The following is a 16,300-nucleotide window of genomic DNA, read 5'->3' as shown; positions in this document are numbered from 1 at the left end:
CTGGTCAATCTTGAAGATGTCAGGACAGGGTATGTGTTCAGCCCGCAGGCTGAATAAAAGCAGGCATGAGCCGTATACGAGGTCCGTACGTACGGTTCTGTGAGAGGGATGAGGCGGTAACGCCTCACCCTACTCGTTATGATCGAAAGCCCGTTTCTGCAGCGTGATTGATTGTTGCTTATTTGTTGATTTGAAACAAATTTGAGCCTGATATTCGCGATCTGTGACACGGTGCGCGTCCTTGTAAAAGTGCGCGCTTTTCATTAGAATTTCCGGGTTTTTTGTGGCAATTGAAACCAGAATATCCGCCGCGGTTGTCACACAGCAGTATCAATGCATGGAACGAAAAATAAATGCGCGGAGACCAAATGGGAGAGTTTTTGGATGAGCAATGCGCCAGTTGATACCGGTCGCCGCAGATTTCTGACCTGGTCAACCACAGTCGTGGGTGGGGTCGGAGCTGCTTTTGCCGCTGTGCCTTTCATCGCATCGTGGAACCCCAGCGCCAAGGCAAAAGCCGCCGGCGCGCCGGTAGAAGTCGACATCAGCAAAATGGAGCCCGGTCAGTTGATTCGGGTTGAGTGGCGTGGCAAGCCGGTTTGGGTGGTTCGCCGTAACCAGGAGATTCTGGACGGTCTGCCCAAGCATAATAACCAGCTGCGGGATCCTGCGTCCGAGCAGCCGCAACAGCCGGAATATGCCCAGAACGAATACCGTTCTATCAAGCCGGAAGTATTTGTGGCCGTGGGTCTGTGTACTCACCTGGGCTGTTCGCCCACCTATCTGCCTGACAGCTTTGGCGAGCAGGTACAGGGTGTGAGCGCCGGCTTTTTCTGCCCTTGTCATGGTTCCAAGTTTGATATGGCTGGCCGTGTGTTCCAGGGAGTTCCGGCTCCGCTGAACCTGGTCATTCCCCCTTATTACTATGTCAACGACGCCACCATACTGGTGGGTGAAGACAAGGAAGGAGCCTAACACCATGCTGGGTAAACTCGTAAGCTGGATCGACGAGCGCATTCCGATGACAGCGACCTACAACAAGCATGTAGGTCAGTATCCCGCGCCCAAAAACTTTAACTTCTGGTACTTCTTTGGCTCACTGGCCATGCTGGTACTGGTAAACCAGATCCTCACCGGTATCTGGCTGACCATGAATTACAACCCGTCCGGTGAAGGTGCCTTTGCCTCCATCGAATACATAATGCGTGATGTAGAGTACGGCTGGCTGCTGCGTTACATGCACAGTACCGGTGCGTCCGCCTTCTTTGTGGTGGTTTATCTGCACATGTTCCGTGGTCTGATCTACGGCTCTTACCAGAAGCCGCGCGAACTGCTGTGGCTGTTCGGCATGCTGATCTTCCTGGTACTGATGGCGGAAGCCTTTATGGGTTATCTGCTGCCCTGGGGCCAGATGTCGTTCTGGGGTGCGCAGGTAATTATCTCGCTGTTCGGGGCCATTCCGGTTATTGGTGACGATCTGACCCTGTGGATTCGGGGTGACTATGTTATCTCCGGTGCAACTCTGACCCGCTTCTTTGCGCTGCACGTGATTGCGCTGCCGCTGGTGCTGGTGATCCTGGTGTTCCTGCACATCGTTGCGCTGCACGAAGTGGGATCCAACAACCCGGACGGTATCGATATCAAGAAAAACAAGGATGAGAACGGCTGGCCAAAAGACGCCATTCCCTTCCACCCCTACTACACCGTAAAAGACATTGTGGGTGTGGCCGGTTTCCTGTTCTTCTTTGCGTTCGTGATCTTCTTTATGCCTGAAGGTGGCGGCTACTTCCTGGAAGCGCCGAACTTTGAAGCAGCCAATGGCCTGAAGACCCCTGAGCATATTGCGCCGGTATGGTACTTCACTCCCTTCTACGCCATTCTGCGTGCAGTTCCCGACAAGCTGATGGGCGTTATTCTGATGGGTCTGTCCATTGCCGTACTGTTTGTGCTGCCCTGGCTGGATCGCTGCAAGGTGCGTTCCTTCCGCTATCGCAGCAAGCTGCACCTGCTGAACATCGTTCAGTTTGTGATCTGCTTTATTATTCTGGGTATTCTGGGCGCGCTGCCGTCTACGCCGGTACTGACGCTGCTGGCACAGATTACGTCGTTCGGCTATTTTGCCTTCTTCGTGCTGTTGTTCTTCTACAGCAAAAACGAAAAAACCAAGCCGCTGCCAGAGAGGGTAACGTTCAAATGAAAAGGATAGTTGTTGCATTATTTGCACTGTTGCCGGCCCTGACCTTTGCCGCCGGCGGAAAGGTTCACCTCGATGAGGCGGATTACGATCTGAGTGACAAGGCCTCGCTGCAAAACGGTGCCAAGCTGTTTATGAACTACTGCTCAGGCTGTCACAGCACTCAGTATCAGCGTTATAACCGTGTTGCCGAAGATCTGGGTATTCCTGAAGACGTGATGCAGGCCAACCTGAACTTCACCGGTGTTGCCATCGGGGATCTGATGGAAAACGCCATTCCTGAAGCGGATGCCGCTAACTGGTTTGGTGCCGCACCGCCGGATCTGACCCTGGTTGCCCGGGTGCGTGGTGCCGACTGGCTGTACACTTACCTGCGTTCTTTCTATAAGGACGAGACCCGTCCCTTTGGTGTAAACAACCTGGTGTTCCCGTCCGTGGGTATGCCTCACGTACTGGAGCCGCTGCAGGGCAGTGCCCATCTGAAAACCGAAACCCGCATGGTTGACGGTGTTGAAGTGGTCACTCCGGTGGGTATTCAGGCTGATGGTAATGGTGAGCTGACCCCGGCTGAATATGATCAGGCAGTACTGGATATTGTTAACTTCCTGGTCTATTCCGGTGAGCCGGTTAAACTGGAGCGCCAGCGCATGGGTTATTGGGTGCTGGGCTTTCTGGTTATCTTCTTCATCATTGCCTATCTGCTGAAGAAAGAATACTGGCGCGACGTGCACTGAGCCGACGTCGACTGAGCTGAGCAGGTGAGCGGCAATGGGGGTATAATGCTTCCATTGCCGTTCCCATTTTTGATTTCTGGAGGATTCAATGGCAGTTGCGGCCAATAAACGTTCCATCATGACGCTGTTTTCCGGTGCTGATGATATCTACAGCCATCAGGTACGTATTGTGCTGGCAGAAAAAGGCGTCAGTGTGGAAATCAGCCAGGTAGAGCCTGACAGCCTGCCCGAAGATATGCTGGAACTGAACCCTTACGGTACTCTGCCCACCCTGGTGGATCGTGAGCTGGTGCTTTATCAATCTCATATCATTATGGAATACCTGGATGAGCGCTTTCCTCATCCGCCCCTGATGCCGGTTTATCCGGTGGCCAGAGGTAACAGCCGGCTGATGATGCATCGGATTGAGCAGGACTGGTACGCGCTGGCTGAGCGCATTCAGCGTGGTGACAAGGCGGATGAAGCCCGTAAAGAGCTGCGTGAAGCACTGCTGTCCATTGCGCCTGTGTTTGCCGAATATCCTTATTTTATGAGTGAAGAGTTCAGCCTGGTTGACTGCTATATGGGGCCGCTGCTGTGGCGTCTGCCGTCTCTGGGCATAGAGCTGTCCGGCCGTGGCGCCAAGGAAATCAAGGCGTATATGGTACGTCTGTTTGAGCGGGATTCCTTTCAGGCCTCACTGACTGAAACCGAGCGTGATCTGAGCAGCAAGGTGTGACCATGGATGAAATGACCCCAAGCCGTCCTTATGTGCTGCGGGCGTTTTATGACTGGTTGCTGGACAACGATCTGACGCCGCATCTGCTGGTTAATGCTGAAGTACCTCATACCGAAGTACCGCGCCAGTATGTGAATGACGGTCAGATAGTGCTGAATATTTCTCCCAGCGCTGTGCTCGGTCTGCAGATGGACAATGAAACGGTCAGCTTCAATGCCCGTTTTGGCGGCCAGCCGCTGCAGGTGTATATTCCGATGGCGGCAGTGGTGGCCATTCAGGCCCGTGAAAACGGTGCCGGCACTTTCTTTCCGCCGGAGCCGGCTTATGAGGCCTGGCTGGAAGCAGCCAGCGAAGAAGCATTGCCTGAGTCCGTAACAGAGTCTGGGCCGTCTTCGCCTGCGCCTAAAAAAGGCAGACCAAACCTCAAAGTCATTAAATAAAAAACGCAGCCGCAAGGCTGCGTTTTTGTTTGCGCGTTTTGCCGGCTTAAGGAGCCGGCTGTATATATTCAAACGCGGTGACCACCCGGGATACGCCAGCCACGTTACGGCTCAGCTGCACGGCGATATCCGCTTCCTTGCGGGTTACCAGACCGATCAGAAATACTTCGGTATTTTCAGTCACGACCTTGAGCTTGGTGCCGTCAAGATTTTTTTCTGCCAGCAGTGTGCTTTTCACTTTTGAGGTAAGCCAGATGTCCTTGCTTTGCTGGCTGAGAGAAACAGGCTGACCGGTGCGTATTTCATTAAAAACTTCCTTAACACCGGGCACGTCAGCCACTATTTGCTCGGCCCGGGTGCGGTATTCCTCGCTGGGAGTCTGACCAATCAGTAATACTTTTCCGTTAGTAGCAATGGCGGCAAAACGGCTCTGGTCCCACATGGGCTGTTCTTCTCCCAGCCGGTGAAGGGCACGCATCTCAATGGTTTGATCGCTGATTTGCGTACCTATGGTGCGCCTGTCGGTGATCATGTTGGCACCGGTTGCACCGCCTGCGGCCACCAGTCCGGCGCAGCCCTGCAGCAAGGTGAGTGAGGTCAGTATCACCATCAGTGTCTTGTTCATTAATCAGTCCTCCTGGCTGGGGAAAAGCGTGCGGTCAATCAGGTCGCACAGACAGTGCAGGGTGAGCAGGTTTACCTCGTGAATGCGCGGTGCCCGCAGTGCCGGAACCCTGATTTCCACATCATTGGGGCCAAGCAGGCCTGCCAGTTCGCCGCCGTCGCCGCCGCTCAGGGCGACGATGGTCATGTCCCGGCTGAGCGCCGCCTCGGCGGCCTTGATCAGGTTGCGGCTGTGACCGCTGGTAGAGATAACGACCAGCACATCGCCGCTTTGACCAAATGCTCGGATCTGGCGGGCATAGGCATCGTCAAAGTGATGGTCCACTGCAATGGCGCTGATGCTGCTGGTATCCAGGGTCAGACACATGGCCGGCAACGCCGGGCGTTCTGTTTCATAGCGGTTGATAAGCTCGCTGACAAACAGCTGGGCCAGTGCGTTGGAGCCGCCATTCCCGCATACCAGCAGTTTGTTACCGTTGAGCAGGCACATGACCATCATCTGAGCCGCCGCCAGAATATCGTCGGGCAGCGCCTCGGCGGCGGCAATTTTGGTCTGAATGCTTTCAGTAAAGCTGGCTTTGATTTCTTCCTGCATGAGATTCCTCAAAAGGCGTTTTGTATCCAGTTAACCTGATCACCGTCAATGGCCACCAGATCGAAACGACAGGACTGATGGGCTTCATTCAGCCCTTTCATTTGTAAATAACACAATGCTGCACGGCGTAACTTTTGTTGCTTGCCATAGGTAACTGACATGGCTGCGCCACCAAAGTCTTCCCGTTGCCGAAAGCGAACTTCCACAAACACCAGGGTGTCGCCCTGGCGCATCACAAGATCGATCTCACCCGGTTTGCACTGATAGTTGCGTTGTACCGGCGTCAGTCCCTGAGCGCGAAGGTAGTCTTCGGCACGGCGCTCATACAGCGCGCCGTATTGTCGTTTATTCCTGAAGTTCGGCGTTTGCCCCGATCGGTATCCAGTTGCCATTGTCGTACTCCCTCCATAGCAGGTGCCGCTGTACTACGCCTTCCGGTGATACTGTCAGCTCGCCGGTCAGGCCCGGTACTCCGGGCGCACCACGACGCAACGCCGGCAGCTGGGGAATAATTGCCCGGGCGTCATAGCCAAGAGCAAACAGTCGCAGCCAGGCGCTGCCAGCACTCGGCCACAAGCCGAGAATCTCTTCTTTCAGCTGAGGTGCACTATCAAACATCCAGGGCATATCTGCCAGCCGCAGTCCGGCCAGTTCGCCCATGGGGGCTTCACCGGCAGGAATATAACTGCGTGAAATGACATAGGTCGGCAGGCGTGTGGCACGACTGTCCCGCACAAAATCAAAATAGGGAAGAATAAAGCGGGTTTCGGCAGCATTGGTGGGCATAAATACCGAGTCGGCATGATGGCTGCCGAGCGCTCTGCGCACATCCTTTTCAATGCTGGCCTGATTGCTGAAGTAGGATACGGCAGCCGGCTGACCGCTAAATGTTTGCCACTGGCGGTTGAACTCTGCCGAGACTCGCCGGCCAAGCTCATTATCGGGCGCAAAAATCAGTGGTTGCTGATGCCCTTCTTCCCACATACGGCGAGCAGCATCGCTTGCCTCACCCTCGGGCGCTAACGAAAAGTAATAGAAAGTAGCCAGTTCCGGCTGGTAAACGGGCTGATTAAGCGCCAGTACCGGTAAGGCCGGATCCAGCTTGAGCAATGTATCTACGTTATCCTTCAATAAAGGGCCCAGAATCATATCAGCGCCGGACTGCATAATCTGCTGATAAAGAGCGGCCATGTCCTGATTTTGAGTATCAAAAAAGCTGACTCGCGCCGATTGTCCCTGTCCGGCACTGAGAATGCCGTTACGAATAGCCTCGCCCTGTTCTGCCAGCCGGCCCGACAACGGCAGCAATACCGCTATATGGCTGGCATCAAAGCCAGGTGCCTGCACTTGGCCCTGTACTTGCGGAAGGTAAACACGGGCAGGATGATCATTATAGCTGCGCTCCCATGACAGCAACTGCCAGTTTTTTTGCTCGGCGGGAATGTCCTGACTGTTCAGAATCGCCAGCAGGCGCAGCCAGCCGTTGGCTGTGGCCGAAAGGTTATCGCTCTGAGCGCTGCGCAGTACGGAGGGAGATTGAGCACTGAGTAATTGATAAATACGATCAATGTCCCGGCGTTGCTCAGGGCCCGACAGCAGTTCATTACGGGCAATCAGCGCCAGGGCAGCCTGTACCGGCTGACGCTGCTGCTCATGGCCGTTGGCCTTGAGCAGCCACCAGTAGGCCTGACCGGAAGATGACAATGACCCTGTATCGATATTATCAAGCAGTGACAAGGTTTCGGCTGGCTGGTTTTGAGTCAGCCGGGAAGCAGCAGCAAGCAGCTGTACCACGGGTTGCTGAGACAGGCTTGCCGTGGCGCGCAACGCCTGCAATCTGGCTTCGGCTTCCTGCTGGCTGCCTTGTTGTAACAAAGAGCGAATGGTAAGCACCTGCCAGGCAAAAGCATTGTCACCGGTGGCGATATCAGCCTGAACCCGGTATTGATCTGCCGGACGCACCAGTGGGCTGAACATGTCTGGTGCCGGTTCCGGCGTAACGGCAGGCTGCAGAAACCCACTGCCACAGGCGGTGAGTATGGTTGAAAGCACCAGAGTAAACAGCAGTCGTGTTACACTGATGCGCTGAAGTTGAGTTGCCAATCCCTTATTTCCCATGCTGAGTCATTCTGGTCCTAAGTGTAATCGGGCCGGCACGGTGAAACAATTGCTTGCACAGGAGTCATGATGAGCCAAGCTGCCTTATATATTGTGCCTACCCCTATCGGTAACCTGGCTGATGTCAGCCAGCGCGCTCTGGATACTCTGAAACAGGTAGATGTCATTGCCTGTGAAGACACTCGCCACACCGGGAAATTATTATCTTATTATCAGATTGGCACACCGACCTGGGCCTTGCATGACCACAACGAGCAGCACAAGGCGGAGCAGCTGGTTACCCGGCTGCTGGAAGGGAAAAGCATAGCGCTGGTGTCCGATGCGGGTACACCGCTTATCAGCGATCCCGGTTATCATCTGGTCAACCGGTGTCGTGAGGCGGGTATTCAGGTAGTGGCGCTGCCCGGTCCCTGTGCGGCAGTGACTGCCTTGTCGGCAGCGGGGCTGCCTACGGATCGCTTTGTGTTCGAAGGCTTTTTGCCCGCAAAAGACAAGGCCCGTCGCGACAAGCTGGAAAGCCTGAAGGATGAACCCAGAACCATGGTGTTTTATGAGTCGCCCCGGCGCTTGCTGGATACGGTGACGGCTCTGGTTGAGGTGATGGGGAAAGCCCGCCGGCTGGTGGTGGCCCGGGAGCTGACCAAAGCCTTTGAAACCATTCACGGCCTGCCGGCAGGCGACATGCTGGCATGGCTTAAGGAAGACAGTAACCGCTGCCGGGGTGAAATTGTGCTGATGGTAGCCGGACACAAGGCTGATGCTGACGCTTTGCCGCTGCCGGCGCAGAAAACCCTGGCCTTGCTGAGTGCCGATCTGGGGCTGAAAAAAGCCGCTGCGCTGACTGCCGATATTTATGGGCTGAAAAAAAATGCATTGTATAAGCACGGGCTTGAAGCAGGCTTGTAACGATGCGGATTTACTCTGGCACCACAGGCGTGGCTGGGTTACACTGCGCACTGAGCTGGCCGGACAATCGCTGCTTCGTCGTTGTGCTTTTGGCAGACGGGCGAGGGGGAGGAAAGTCCGGGCTCCACAGGGCAGGGTGCCAGGTAACGCCTGGGGGGCGTGAGCCCACGACCAGTGCAGCAGAGAGCAGACCGCCGATGGCCTTCGGGCACAGGTAAGGGTGAAAGGGTGCGGTAAGAGCGCACCGCGCGGCTGGCAACAGTCCGTGGCACGGTAAACTCCACCCGGAGCAAGACCAAATAGGCCTCCTACAGGCGCGGCCCGCGCTGGAGGCGGGTAGGTTGCTGGAGCCGGCGAGCGATTGCCGGCCTAGAGGAATGATTGTCAATCGGGCTTGCCCGATACAGAACCCGGCTTACAGGCCAGCTCATTATCTTCCTTAAAACAGCGCAACTCTTCGAGTTGCGCTGTTTTATTATTCCCGGCCGCTTGCGCCAGCTTTTTATCCTTTATTCAGTAACCACCTTTTCTTCTGATGGCTATTTCCTTGCTTGAAATGCCGGTATTGCCTCCTTACACTTGTTGCGGTGGGAAAAAGTGGATCTTTGTGGAACAAAGCCAATAACAGGGACTCTGAATGTTGCGTGGTGCCCATGCCATCAGCCTTGACAGTAAAGGGCGGCTGGCCATACCAACCCGATATCGTGAGCCGTTGCGTGAACAATGCGACGGCTTATTGGTTTGTACCATCGACATCAGTCACCCCTGTCTGCTGCTCTATCCGCTTGGCGAATGGGAGCTGATAGAGCACAAGCTGCGCAGCCTGTCGAGCACACAGCCAACAGAGCGGCGTCTGCAGCGATTGCTGTTGGGCCATGCCACCGAATGTGAGCTGGACGGAAACGGACGCTTTCTGGTTCCGGCACCGCTGCGGCTGCATGCCGGGCTTGAGAAAAAAATCATGCTGGTGGGACAGCTCAATCGCTTTGAAATCTGGAGTGAGCTTCGCTGGCAACAACAAATTAACGATGATTTACTGGCTCTTGATCATGAGGGGTGGGAGTCATCGGAACGATTGCGGGACTTTTCGCTATAACAATGAGTGAACAACAGGCACACATTACCGTACTGCTGGATGAAGCAGTGGCCGGCCTCAATATTCGCCCTGACGGCATTTATGTGGATGGCACCTTTGGCCGGGGCGGTCACTCGCGCCATATTTTGTCAAAACTTGGCCCGAATGGCCGGTTACTGGCCATTGACCGGGATCCGGCCGCTATTGCCGTGGCCGAACAAATTGATGATCCCCGCTTTACTATTATTCATGGCCCTTTCTCCCGTCTGGCCGACATGATGGAAGCCGCGGGACTGACCGGCAAGATCGATGGTGTCCTGCTCGATCTCGGTGTGTCTTCGCCGCAGCTGGATGAAGCCGAGCGCGGTTTCAGCTTTCAGAAAGACGGTCCTCTGGATATGCGCATGGATCCAACCAGCGGCCAGAGTGCCGCCGACTGGCTTAACCATGCCGATGCAGACGACATTGCCTGGGTGCTGAAAACCTTTGGTGAAGAGCGTCATGCCCGCAAAATTGCCCGGGCCATCGTGCTTGATCGCCAGACCACGCCCTGGACCCGTACCCGTCAGCTGGCAGAGATGATCGCCCGGGTGAACCCCAGTAAGGAAAAGAACAAGCACGCCGCCACCCGCAGTTTTCAGGCCATTCGCATCTACATTAACAGCGAGCTGGATGAAATTGACCAGGCGCTCAATGGTGCCTTGCGTGTGCTGGCAACCGGCGGTCGTTTGTCGGTGATCAGTTTTCATTCTCTGGAAGACCGGCTGGTCAAACATTTTATTCGTAAGCAGGAAAAAGGACCTGAAGTGCCTCCCGGACTGCCATTAACCGAGGCTCAGCTGGCCGGTGGCCGCACGCTCAAAAGTGTGGGCAAGGCACAGAAACCTTCAGCTGAAGAAGTGGCTGCCAACTCCAGAGCCCGCAGCTCAGTGCTGCGAGTCGCTGAACGACTGGACAGAGAAGCCTGATGGACAGCCGCATTAACCTGACCCGGGAAGTGGGACGGGATCTGTGGCGATACAAATGGCTGCTGCTGCTGGCCATTATTACCGTTATCTCGGCGATGTCAGTGATAGTGGTGACTCACAGTACGCGGCAGAAAACCAGTGAATATAATCAGCTGATGGCGGAGCAGGACAAGCTGGATATTGAATGGCGTAATCTGCTGCTGGAGCAAAATACTCTGATGGAGCACAGCCGGATTGAAGCACTGGCCCGGGAAAAACTGAATATGAAACGACCCGAGCCAAGCAAGGAGAAACTGGTGAGGCAACCATGAGCTGGCGCAAGAAGCAGAAAAAAGAACCCATGATGGCCCGTGGCCGGTTTTACTTTACCTGCGGCGTCATTTTACTGGCCTTTGTGGCCCTGTTTGCCCGGGCTGCATGGATCCAGGTAATTTCGCCGGATCGGCTACGTCTCGAAGGCGATCTGCGCTCGCTGCGTTCCACTGCTGTCAGTAATACCTCCCGTGGCATGATCATGGATCGTAATGGCGAAGAGCTGGCCGTTTCTGTGCCGGTGCAGGCGGTCTGGGCGGATCCCAAGCAGATCCATGCCGAGCACAGTCTGGATAAACAACAGGCCTGGCAGGCACTGGCAGAAGTGCTGGGCGTGCCTCACGATACTCTGCTGAAGCGAGTACAGGATCCCAAACGCCGTTTTGTTTATCTGCAGCGACAGGTCACGCCGGCAGTAGCCGAATATATTCGCAAGCTGCGCCTGCCTGGTGTGCACCTGCGCCCGGAGGAACGCCGCTTTTATCCTACCGGTGAAATCAACGCCCACCTGGTAGGCATGACCAATATAGACGGCTCTGGTATCGAAGGGATAGAGCGGGGCTTTAATGACTGGCTGACCGCGCTGCCCGGTGAGCGCAAAGTGCGCAAGGACCGTCTGGGCCGGGTGATTGAAGATCTGGGTGTGGTATCGGCTGCCCGTGAAGCCAATCACATTGAACTGAGCATCGATCAGCGGGTGCAGGCACTGGCTTACCGTTCTCTCAAACGGGCCTTTGAATATCACAGAGCCACTTCGGCCTCACTGGTGATGCTTGATGTAAAATCCGGTGAAGTCATCGCCATGGTGAACGCACCTTCTTTCAACCCAAATAACCGTAGTCAGTATCAGAGTTTTCGTGCCCGTAACCGCGCCGTAACCGACACCTATGAACCCGGTTCAACTCTCAAGCCGATGATAGTGGTCAGTGCTCTGGAAAATGGTGTGGTCAATGCCAACAGCATGGTAGACACTAGCCCCGGCTGGATGCGGCTGGGCGGAAAACGGGTCTCAGATACCCGGAACCTCGGCAGTATCAGTGTGGAAACCGTGCTTAAACGCTCTTCCAATATGGGCATGGTACGGATGGCCATGCAGGAAACGCCGGCGCAGCTGCTTGATACTCTGTACCGCTTTGGCCTGGGTATCGACTCAGGCATGGGGCTGGTGGGTGAAAGCACTGGCATGGTTCCTCAACGCCGGCGCTGGTCCGAAATAGAGCAGGCGACCCTTTCTTTTGGATATGGCGTGACGGTAACCCCGCTGCAGCTGGCTCAGGCTTACGCCATTCTGGCTAACGGCGGTGTGCGTTATCCGCTTTCCATTGTGAAACGTAACCAGCCGCCCACCGGCGAGCAGGTCATTCCCCGCCAGCATGCCGATGCGGTATTACAAATGTTGGAAAGTGTGGTTAATCCCGGTGGTACCGCCACTCGTGCGGCTATTCCCGGTTATCGGGTGGGCGGCAAGACCGGTACCTCGCGCAAGGCCGTTGCCGGTGGTTATGGCAGTGATTATGTGGGGCTGTTTGCTGGTGTGGCACCATTGAGTAACCCTCGTCTGGCCATGGTGGTGGTGATCAATGAACCTCAGGGCGATCAATATTACGGCGGTCTGGTGGCGGCACCCGTCTTTGCCGAGGTGATGAGCGGTGCCCTGCAGCTGCTGAATATTCGTCCCGATGCCGCCACCGAAGAACAATTCCAGCTGGCAGGACAGGAGGCAAGTGTTGTCCCTCACTCTTAGAGAGCTGGCAAGCGCGCTGGGGCATGCGGCCCCGGCCATTGCCATAAACAGAATGACCCTCGACAGCCGGGCTGTGTCTGCCGGCTGTCTGTTTATTGCTGTTAAAGGCCATCATGCCGATGGTCGTCGTTTTATCGAGCAGGCGCTGGAGCAGGGTGCGGCAGCGGTAATTTATCAGACCGACACTCAGGAAGAAGCCGGCCTGAACAGCCGGGACCACCGTTTGTTGGGCGTGTTTGACCTGCCGGCCAAATTGTCGCTGCTGGCGGGCGCTTTTTATGGTGAGCCTGCCCGGCAGCTGCAGCTGGCCGGTGTGACCGGCACAAACGGCAAAAGTACGGTTTCTCAGCTGATTGCGCACTGGGGTCAGCTGCTTGGTACTACCAGCGGTGTCATGGGAACCCTGGGTAATGGGCTGTGCGGCCAACTTGAGCCGGCGGTCAATACCACAGGGTCAGCGCTGGAGGTGCAGCAGCAGCTGGCGCGTATGCTTGGCGCTGGTGCACGCAGAGTGGCGATGGAGGTGTCGTCTCATGGTTTACACCAGCATCGCGTGGCTGCGCTTGATTTTGACGTGGCGGTGTTTACCAATCTGAGCCGGGATCATCTGGATTATCACGGCACCATGGCGGAATACAGTGAAGTCAAACGGAGCCTTTTTGAGCTGTGTACCAAAGGGCGGGTGATTAACGCCGATGACGTATTTGGCCGGCGCTGGCTGGGCCATTACCCCGATGCAGTGGCTTACAGTCTGCACGGGCGGGTAGCAGATTTCAGGGGGCGTCAGCTGGTGGCGGAAACCGTTCACTTTTATGGTGACGGAGTGAAAGTGACCATTAACTCCGACTGGGGGAATGGTGTATTATCCGCCCCCCTGATCGGCCGTTTTAATGTGGCCAACCTGCTGGCGGCGATGGGAGCACTGCTGGTGATGGGCGAGTCCTTTGAAAAGCTGCTGGCAACCGCGTCCAAACTGACGGGCGTGGCCGGGCGGATGGAGCCGTTTACTGCGCCGGGTAAACCCCTGCTGGTGGTGGATTATGCCCATACACCCGATGCGATTGAGCAGGTATTGCAGGCGCTGCAGCAGCATTGCAAGGGCCGGCTCTGGTGTCTGACCGGCTGCGGCGGCGATCGGGACAAGGGCAAGCGGGCCTTGATGGCGGCAGCAGCGGAACAAGGTGCCGATGTGGTTATCCTTACTGATGATAATCCCCGTACTGAGTCGCCGGCAGCCATTATTGCCGACATGCAGGCCGGGCTCAGCAATCCGGCGGTAGCGCAGGTAATCCATGGCCGGCGTGATGCCATTGCATACGCCATAGAACACGCGGACGAGCAGGATATTATTTTGGTGGCCGGCAAGGGCCATGAGGATTATCAGATTGTGGGTACAGAGATCATGCATTACAGCGACCGGGAAACTGTGGTGGCGCTGCTGGGAGTGACATTGTGATTACACTTTCACTGAGCCGGCTGGCTGAGGCATCCGGCGGTGAGTTGCGCGGCACCGATAAGAACATTCTGGCAGTATCCACCGACAGCCGGCAGCCCATGAGTGATGGCTGTCTGTTTGTGGCCCTGTCCGGCGAGCGCTTTGATGCCCATGATTTTACTGTTCAGGCAGTGAAGCAGGGTGCCGCTGCGCTGTTGGTGGAGCGCTGGCAGGATCTGGATGTGCCCCAGATCAGAGTGGCCGATACCCGGCTCGCGCTGGGCGTTCTGGGTGGTCTGGTACGTGATGCCAGCCATGCCAAAGTGCTGGCCATTACCGGCAGCTGTGGCAAAACCACGGTCAAAGAAATGGCCGCCAGCATACTGCGCCAGAAGGGGGAAGTGCTGGCCACCAGGGGTAACCTCAATAACGAGATTGGTGTGCCACTGACCCTGTGCGAGCTGACCGACAGCACTGACTACGCCGTGATTGAGCTGGGTGCCAATCATATCGGTGAAATCGCCTGGACCAGCTCGCTGACGAAACCCCATGCGGCCCTGATCAACAATGTGGAGGCGTCTCACCTGGAGGGCTTCGGCTCGCTGGAAGGCATCGCTCAGGCCAAAGGTGAAATCTACAGCGGTCTGGTGCCCGGCGGTGTGGCCATTGCCAACGGTGACAGTCCGTTCTGTAACCTGTGGAAACAACAGGTGGAACTGATTTATTTTGGTGAGCGCCGGGACTATCAGGCCCGTAATATCAGCCTGAATGCTGCTGGCTGTGCTCACTTTCGGCTGCTGACGCCCCAGGGCGAAATTGAAGTACAGCTGCCGGTGCCCGGCAAACACAATGTGGCCAATGCCCTGGCCGCTGCCGCCGGTACTGAGCAGCTGGGTGCCAGTCTGGCCGACATTGCGACCGGACTTGCCGCCTTCGGACAGGCCAAAGGTCGTTTACAGGTGTGGACGCGACCCGGTCTGACGGTGCTGGATGATACCTATAATGCCAGCGTAGCGTCGGTGCTGGCAGGGCTTGATACCCTGGCCAGCCTGCCGGGTTACCGCATTTTTGTGTTTGGTGATATGGCCGAGCTGGGTGATTACAGCCGCGAAATGCACAGCAAAGTGGGTGAGCATGCCCGCAAGCTGGGTATTGATGAGGTACTGACCGCTGGCCGGGACAGCCACCATACGGCAACGGCGGCCAATGGCCGTCATTTCGAGAATAAACAACAATTGTGGCCAGTGCTGAAAGCAGCGCTGGCAGCACACAACAAGGTGGTCGTTTTGGTTAAGGGTGCACGCAGCGCGCGGATGGAACAGCTGGTCCAGGCCATTCAGGAGGGAGAGCTATGCTAGTCTGGCTGGCGGAATGGCTGACTCCCCATTTCAGCTTTTTTAACGTTTTTTCTTATCTGACCTTCAGGGCCATCGTCTCCATTCTGACCGGCCTGATGGTGTCTTTATGGATTGGACCAAGGCTGATCCTCCGGCTGCAGAAGCTTCAAATCGGCCAGGTAGTACGCAACGATGGTCCTGAGTCTCATTTCAGCAAGGCGGGTACCCCTACCATGGGTGGCCTGATGATACTGATCGCCATTTCTGTCTCTGTGCTGCTGTGGGCACGGTTGTCCAACCCCTATGTATGGGTGGTGCTGTTTGTACTGATTGCCTTTGGTGCCATCGGCTTTGTGGATGACTACCGCAAGGTGGTACGCAAAAACACCGACGGTCTGATCGCCCGCTGGAAGTATTTCTGGCAGTCGGCGGCAGCGCTGACAGCGGCCATTTTTGTGTACTGGATAGCCAAGGATCCGGCTCAGACCCAGCTGGTTGTTCCGTTTTTCAAGGACGTCATGCCTCAGCTTGGTCTGTTTTTTGTGATCCTCAGTTACTTCGTGATCGTCGGCTCCAGCAATGCGGTCAACCTGACTGACGGGCTGGACGGCCTGGCGATTATGCCCACTGTAATGGTGGCAGCGGGCTTTGCCCTGGTGGCCTGGGCCACCGGTAACGTCAACTTTGCTGAATATCTGCATATTCCCTATGTGGCCAATGCCGGCGAGCTGACCGTGGTGTGCACTGCCATTGTCGGTGCCGGTCTCGGTTTTTTATGGTTTAACACCTTTCCCGCTCAGGTATTTATGGGCGATGTAGGCTCGCTGGCACTGGGTGCCACCCTGGGCGTGATTGCGGTGCTGGTACGCCAGGAATTTTTGCTGGTAATCATGGGCGGCATCTTTGTTATCGAGACCCTGTCGGTGATCCTGCAGGTGGGTTCCTACAAGCTGCGGGGCCAGCGAATTTTTCGCATGGCACCCATCCATCATCACTATGAACTGAAAGGCTGGCCCGAGCCTCGTGTGATTGTCCGTTTCTGGATCATTACCCTGATGCTGGTGCTTACCGGCCTGGCCACTCTGAAGCTGAGATAACAT

17 protein-coding genes and 1 other RNA gene are annotated in these 16,300 nt (G+C 56.0%); 14 read left to right on the top strand and 4 right to left on the bottom strand.

Annotated features, from left to right (window positions below; all coding sequences use genetic code 11):
• The first annotated feature begins 384 nt into the window (after positions 1-384).
• From petA to R0I78_RS13580, 5 genes are all read left to right on the top strand, one after another.
• Positions 385-975 (top strand): ubiquinol-cytochrome c reductase iron-sulfur subunit, encoded by a 591-nt coding sequence (gene petA, locus R0I78_RS13600; protein WP_019935029.1) that lies wholly within the window; start codon positions 385-387, stop codon positions 973-975.
• A 4-nt stretch (positions 976-979) separates the two neighbouring features.
• Positions 980-2,197, top strand: coding sequence for a cytochrome b (locus R0I78_RS13595; RefSeq protein WP_019935028.1), 1,218 nt, complete (start codon positions 980-982; stop codon positions 2,195-2,197).
• Positions 2,194-2,928 (top strand): cytochrome c1, encoded by a 735-nt coding sequence (locus R0I78_RS13590; protein WP_019935027.1) that lies wholly within the window; start codon positions 2,194-2,196, stop codon positions 2,926-2,928. The genes R0I78_RS13595 and R0I78_RS13590 overlap by 4 nt, the downstream gene beginning before the upstream one ends.
• A gap of 88 nt (positions 2,929-3,016) precedes the next feature.
• Positions 3,017-3,646 (top strand): stringent starvation protein SspA, encoded by a 630-nt coding sequence (gene sspA / locus R0I78_RS13585; protein ID WP_019935026.1) that lies wholly within the window; start codon positions 3,017-3,019, stop codon positions 3,644-3,646.
• Positions 3,647-3,657: 11 nt separating this feature from the next.
• Positions 3,658-4,086, top strand: a complete 429-nt coding sequence (locus R0I78_RS13580) for a ClpXP protease specificity-enhancing factor (protein ID WP_410506589.1) — start codon at positions 3,658-3,660, stop codon at positions 4,084-4,086.
• A 46-nt stretch (positions 4,087-4,132) separates the two neighbouring features.
• On the opposite strand, the gene dolP is transcribed toward R0I78_RS13580, so the two are convergent.
• The 4 genes from dolP to R0I78_RS13560 are packed head-to-tail and all read right to left on the bottom strand — an operon-like array spanning position 4,133 to position 7,408.
• Positions 4,133-4,711: a division/outer membrane stress-associated lipid-binding lipoprotein gene (dolP, locus tag R0I78_RS13575; protein WP_317075712.1), complete on the bottom strand. Its 579-nt coding sequence runs from the start codon at positions 4,709-4,711 to the stop codon at positions 4,133-4,135.
• Positions 4,712-4,714: 3 nt separating this feature from the next.
• Positions 4,715-5,305 (bottom strand): SIS domain-containing protein, encoded by a 591-nt coding sequence (locus tag R0I78_RS13570; RefSeq protein ID WP_019935023.1) that lies wholly within the window; start codon positions 5,303-5,305, stop codon positions 4,715-4,717.
• An 8-nt stretch (positions 5,306-5,313) separates the two neighbouring features.
• Entirely contained in the window at positions 5,314-5,697 is a 384-nt protein-coding gene (locus R0I78_RS13565) for a YraN family protein (RefSeq protein ID WP_040614592.1), read from the bottom strand.
• Positions 5,651-7,408 (bottom strand): penicillin-binding protein activator, encoded by a 1,758-nt coding sequence (locus tag R0I78_RS13560; protein ID WP_317075711.1) that lies wholly within the window; start codon positions 7,406-7,408, stop codon positions 5,651-5,653. The genes R0I78_RS13565 and R0I78_RS13560 overlap by 47 nt, the downstream gene beginning before the upstream one ends.
• Before the next feature lie 81 nt (positions 7,409-7,489).
• On the opposite strand from R0I78_RS13560, the gene rsmI reads away from it, so the two are divergent.
• From rsmI to mraY, 9 genes are all read left to right on the top strand, one after another.
• Entirely contained in the window at positions 7,490-8,329 is an 840-nt protein-coding gene (gene rsmI, locus R0I78_RS13555; protein ID WP_317075710.1) for a 16S rRNA (cytidine(1402)-2'-O)-methyltransferase, read from the top strand.
• Between the two features lie 51 nt (positions 8,330-8,380).
• An RNA gene (rnpB, locus tag R0I78_RS13550) (RNase P RNA component class A) lies at positions 8,381-8,763 on the top strand.
• 203 nt (positions 8,764-8,966) lie between these two features.
• Positions 8,967-9,425, top strand: coding sequence for a division/cell wall cluster transcriptional repressor MraZ (gene mraZ / locus R0I78_RS13545; RefSeq protein ID WP_019935019.1), 459 nt, complete (start codon positions 8,967-8,969; stop codon positions 9,423-9,425).
• 2 nt (positions 9,426-9,427) lie between these two features.
• Positions 9,428-10,372: a 16S rRNA (cytosine(1402)-N(4))-methyltransferase RsmH gene (gene rsmH / locus R0I78_RS13540; RefSeq protein WP_317075709.1), complete on the top strand. Its 945-nt coding sequence runs from the start codon at positions 9,428-9,430 to the stop codon at positions 10,370-10,372.
• A complete protein-coding gene (gene ftsL / locus R0I78_RS13535; protein WP_019935017.1) occupies positions 10,372-10,683 on the top strand; it encodes a cell division protein FtsL in 312 nt (103 codons plus the stop codon). Before rsmH ends, ftsL begins: the two co-directional genes overlap by 1 nt.
• Positions 10,680-12,428, top strand: coding sequence for a penicillin-binding transpeptidase domain-containing protein (locus R0I78_RS13530; protein ID WP_410506588.1), 1,749 nt, complete (start codon positions 10,680-10,682; stop codon positions 12,426-12,428). The genes ftsL and R0I78_RS13530 overlap by 4 nt, the downstream gene beginning before the upstream one ends.
• A complete protein-coding gene (gene murE, locus R0I78_RS13525; protein WP_410506587.1) occupies positions 12,409-13,884 on the top strand; it encodes a UDP-N-acetylmuramoyl-L-alanyl-D-glutamate--2,6-diaminopimelate ligase in 1,476 nt (491 codons plus the stop codon). The genes R0I78_RS13530 and murE overlap by 20 nt, the downstream gene beginning before the upstream one ends.
• Positions 13,881-15,221, top strand: coding sequence for a UDP-N-acetylmuramoyl-tripeptide--D-alanyl-D-alanine ligase (locus R0I78_RS13520; RefSeq protein WP_317075707.1), 1,341 nt, complete (start codon positions 13,881-13,883; stop codon positions 15,219-15,221). The genes murE and R0I78_RS13520 overlap by 4 nt, the downstream gene beginning before the upstream one ends.
• Positions 15,215-16,297 carry a phospho-N-acetylmuramoyl-pentapeptide-transferase gene (mraY, locus tag R0I78_RS13515; RefSeq protein WP_317075706.1) on the top strand — a complete coding sequence of 361 codons (1,083 nt, stop codon included), beginning with the start codon at positions 15,215-15,217 and terminating at the stop codon, positions 16,295-16,297. Before R0I78_RS13520 ends, mraY begins: the two co-directional genes overlap by 7 nt.
• Positions 16,298-16,300 lie beyond the last annotated feature (3 nt).

The organism is Oceanimonas sp. CAM02, from assembly GCF_032842915.1.
Taxonomy (GTDB): Bacteria; Pseudomonadota; Gammaproteobacteria; order Enterobacterales; family Aeromonadaceae; genus Oceanimonas; species Oceanimonas smirnovii.
The sequence above is the reverse complement of the archived record's forward strand: the minus strand, read 5'-3'. Positions and strand labels throughout refer to the sequence as shown.

Coding starts and splice junctions, on each gene's coding strand:
- dolP (WP_317075712.1), bottom strand. CDS start 4,711: ATGAACAAGACACTGATGGTGATACTGACCTCACTCACCTTGCTGCAG.
- mraY (WP_317075706.1), top strand. CDS start 15,215: ATGCTAGTCTGGCTGGCGGAATGGCTGACTCCCCATTTCAGCTTTTTT.
- R0I78_RS13580 (WP_410506589.1), top strand. CDS start 3,658: ATGACCCCAAGCCGTCCTTATGTGCTGCGGGCGTTTTATGACTGGTTG.
- R0I78_RS13590 (WP_019935027.1), top strand. CDS start 2,194: ATGAAAAGGATAGTTGTTGCATTATTTGCACTGTTGCCGGCCCTGACC.
- mraZ (WP_019935019.1), top strand. CDS start 8,967: ATGTTGCGTGGTGCCCATGCCATCAGCCTTGACAGTAAAGGGCGGCTG.
- ftsL (WP_019935017.1), top strand. CDS start 10,372: ATGGACAGCCGCATTAACCTGACCCGGGAAGTGGGACGGGATCTGTGG.
- petA (WP_019935029.1), top strand. CDS start 385: ATGAGCAATGCGCCAGTTGATACCGGTCGCCGCAGATTTCTGACCTGG.
- rsmH (WP_317075709.1), top strand. CDS start 9,428: ATGAGTGAACAACAGGCACACATTACCGTACTGCTGGATGAAGCAGTG.
- R0I78_RS13530 (WP_410506588.1), top strand. CDS start 10,680: ATGAGCTGGCGCAAGAAGCAGAAAAAAGAACCCATGATGGCCCGTGGC.
- rsmI (WP_317075710.1), top strand. CDS start 7,490: ATGATGAGCCAAGCTGCCTTATATATTGTGCCTACCCCTATCGGTAAC.
- R0I78_RS13595 (WP_019935028.1), top strand. CDS start 980: ATGCTGGGTAAACTCGTAAGCTGGATCGACGAGCGCATTCCGATGACA.
- sspA (WP_019935026.1), top strand. CDS start 3,017: ATGGCAGTTGCGGCCAATAAACGTTCCATCATGACGCTGTTTTCCGGT.
- R0I78_RS13570 (WP_019935023.1), bottom strand. CDS start 5,305: ATGCAGGAAGAAATCAAAGCCAGCTTTACTGAAAGCATTCAGACCAAA.
- R0I78_RS13565 (WP_040614592.1), bottom strand. CDS start 5,697: ATGGCAACTGGATACCGATCGGGGCAAACGCCGAACTTCAGGAATAAA.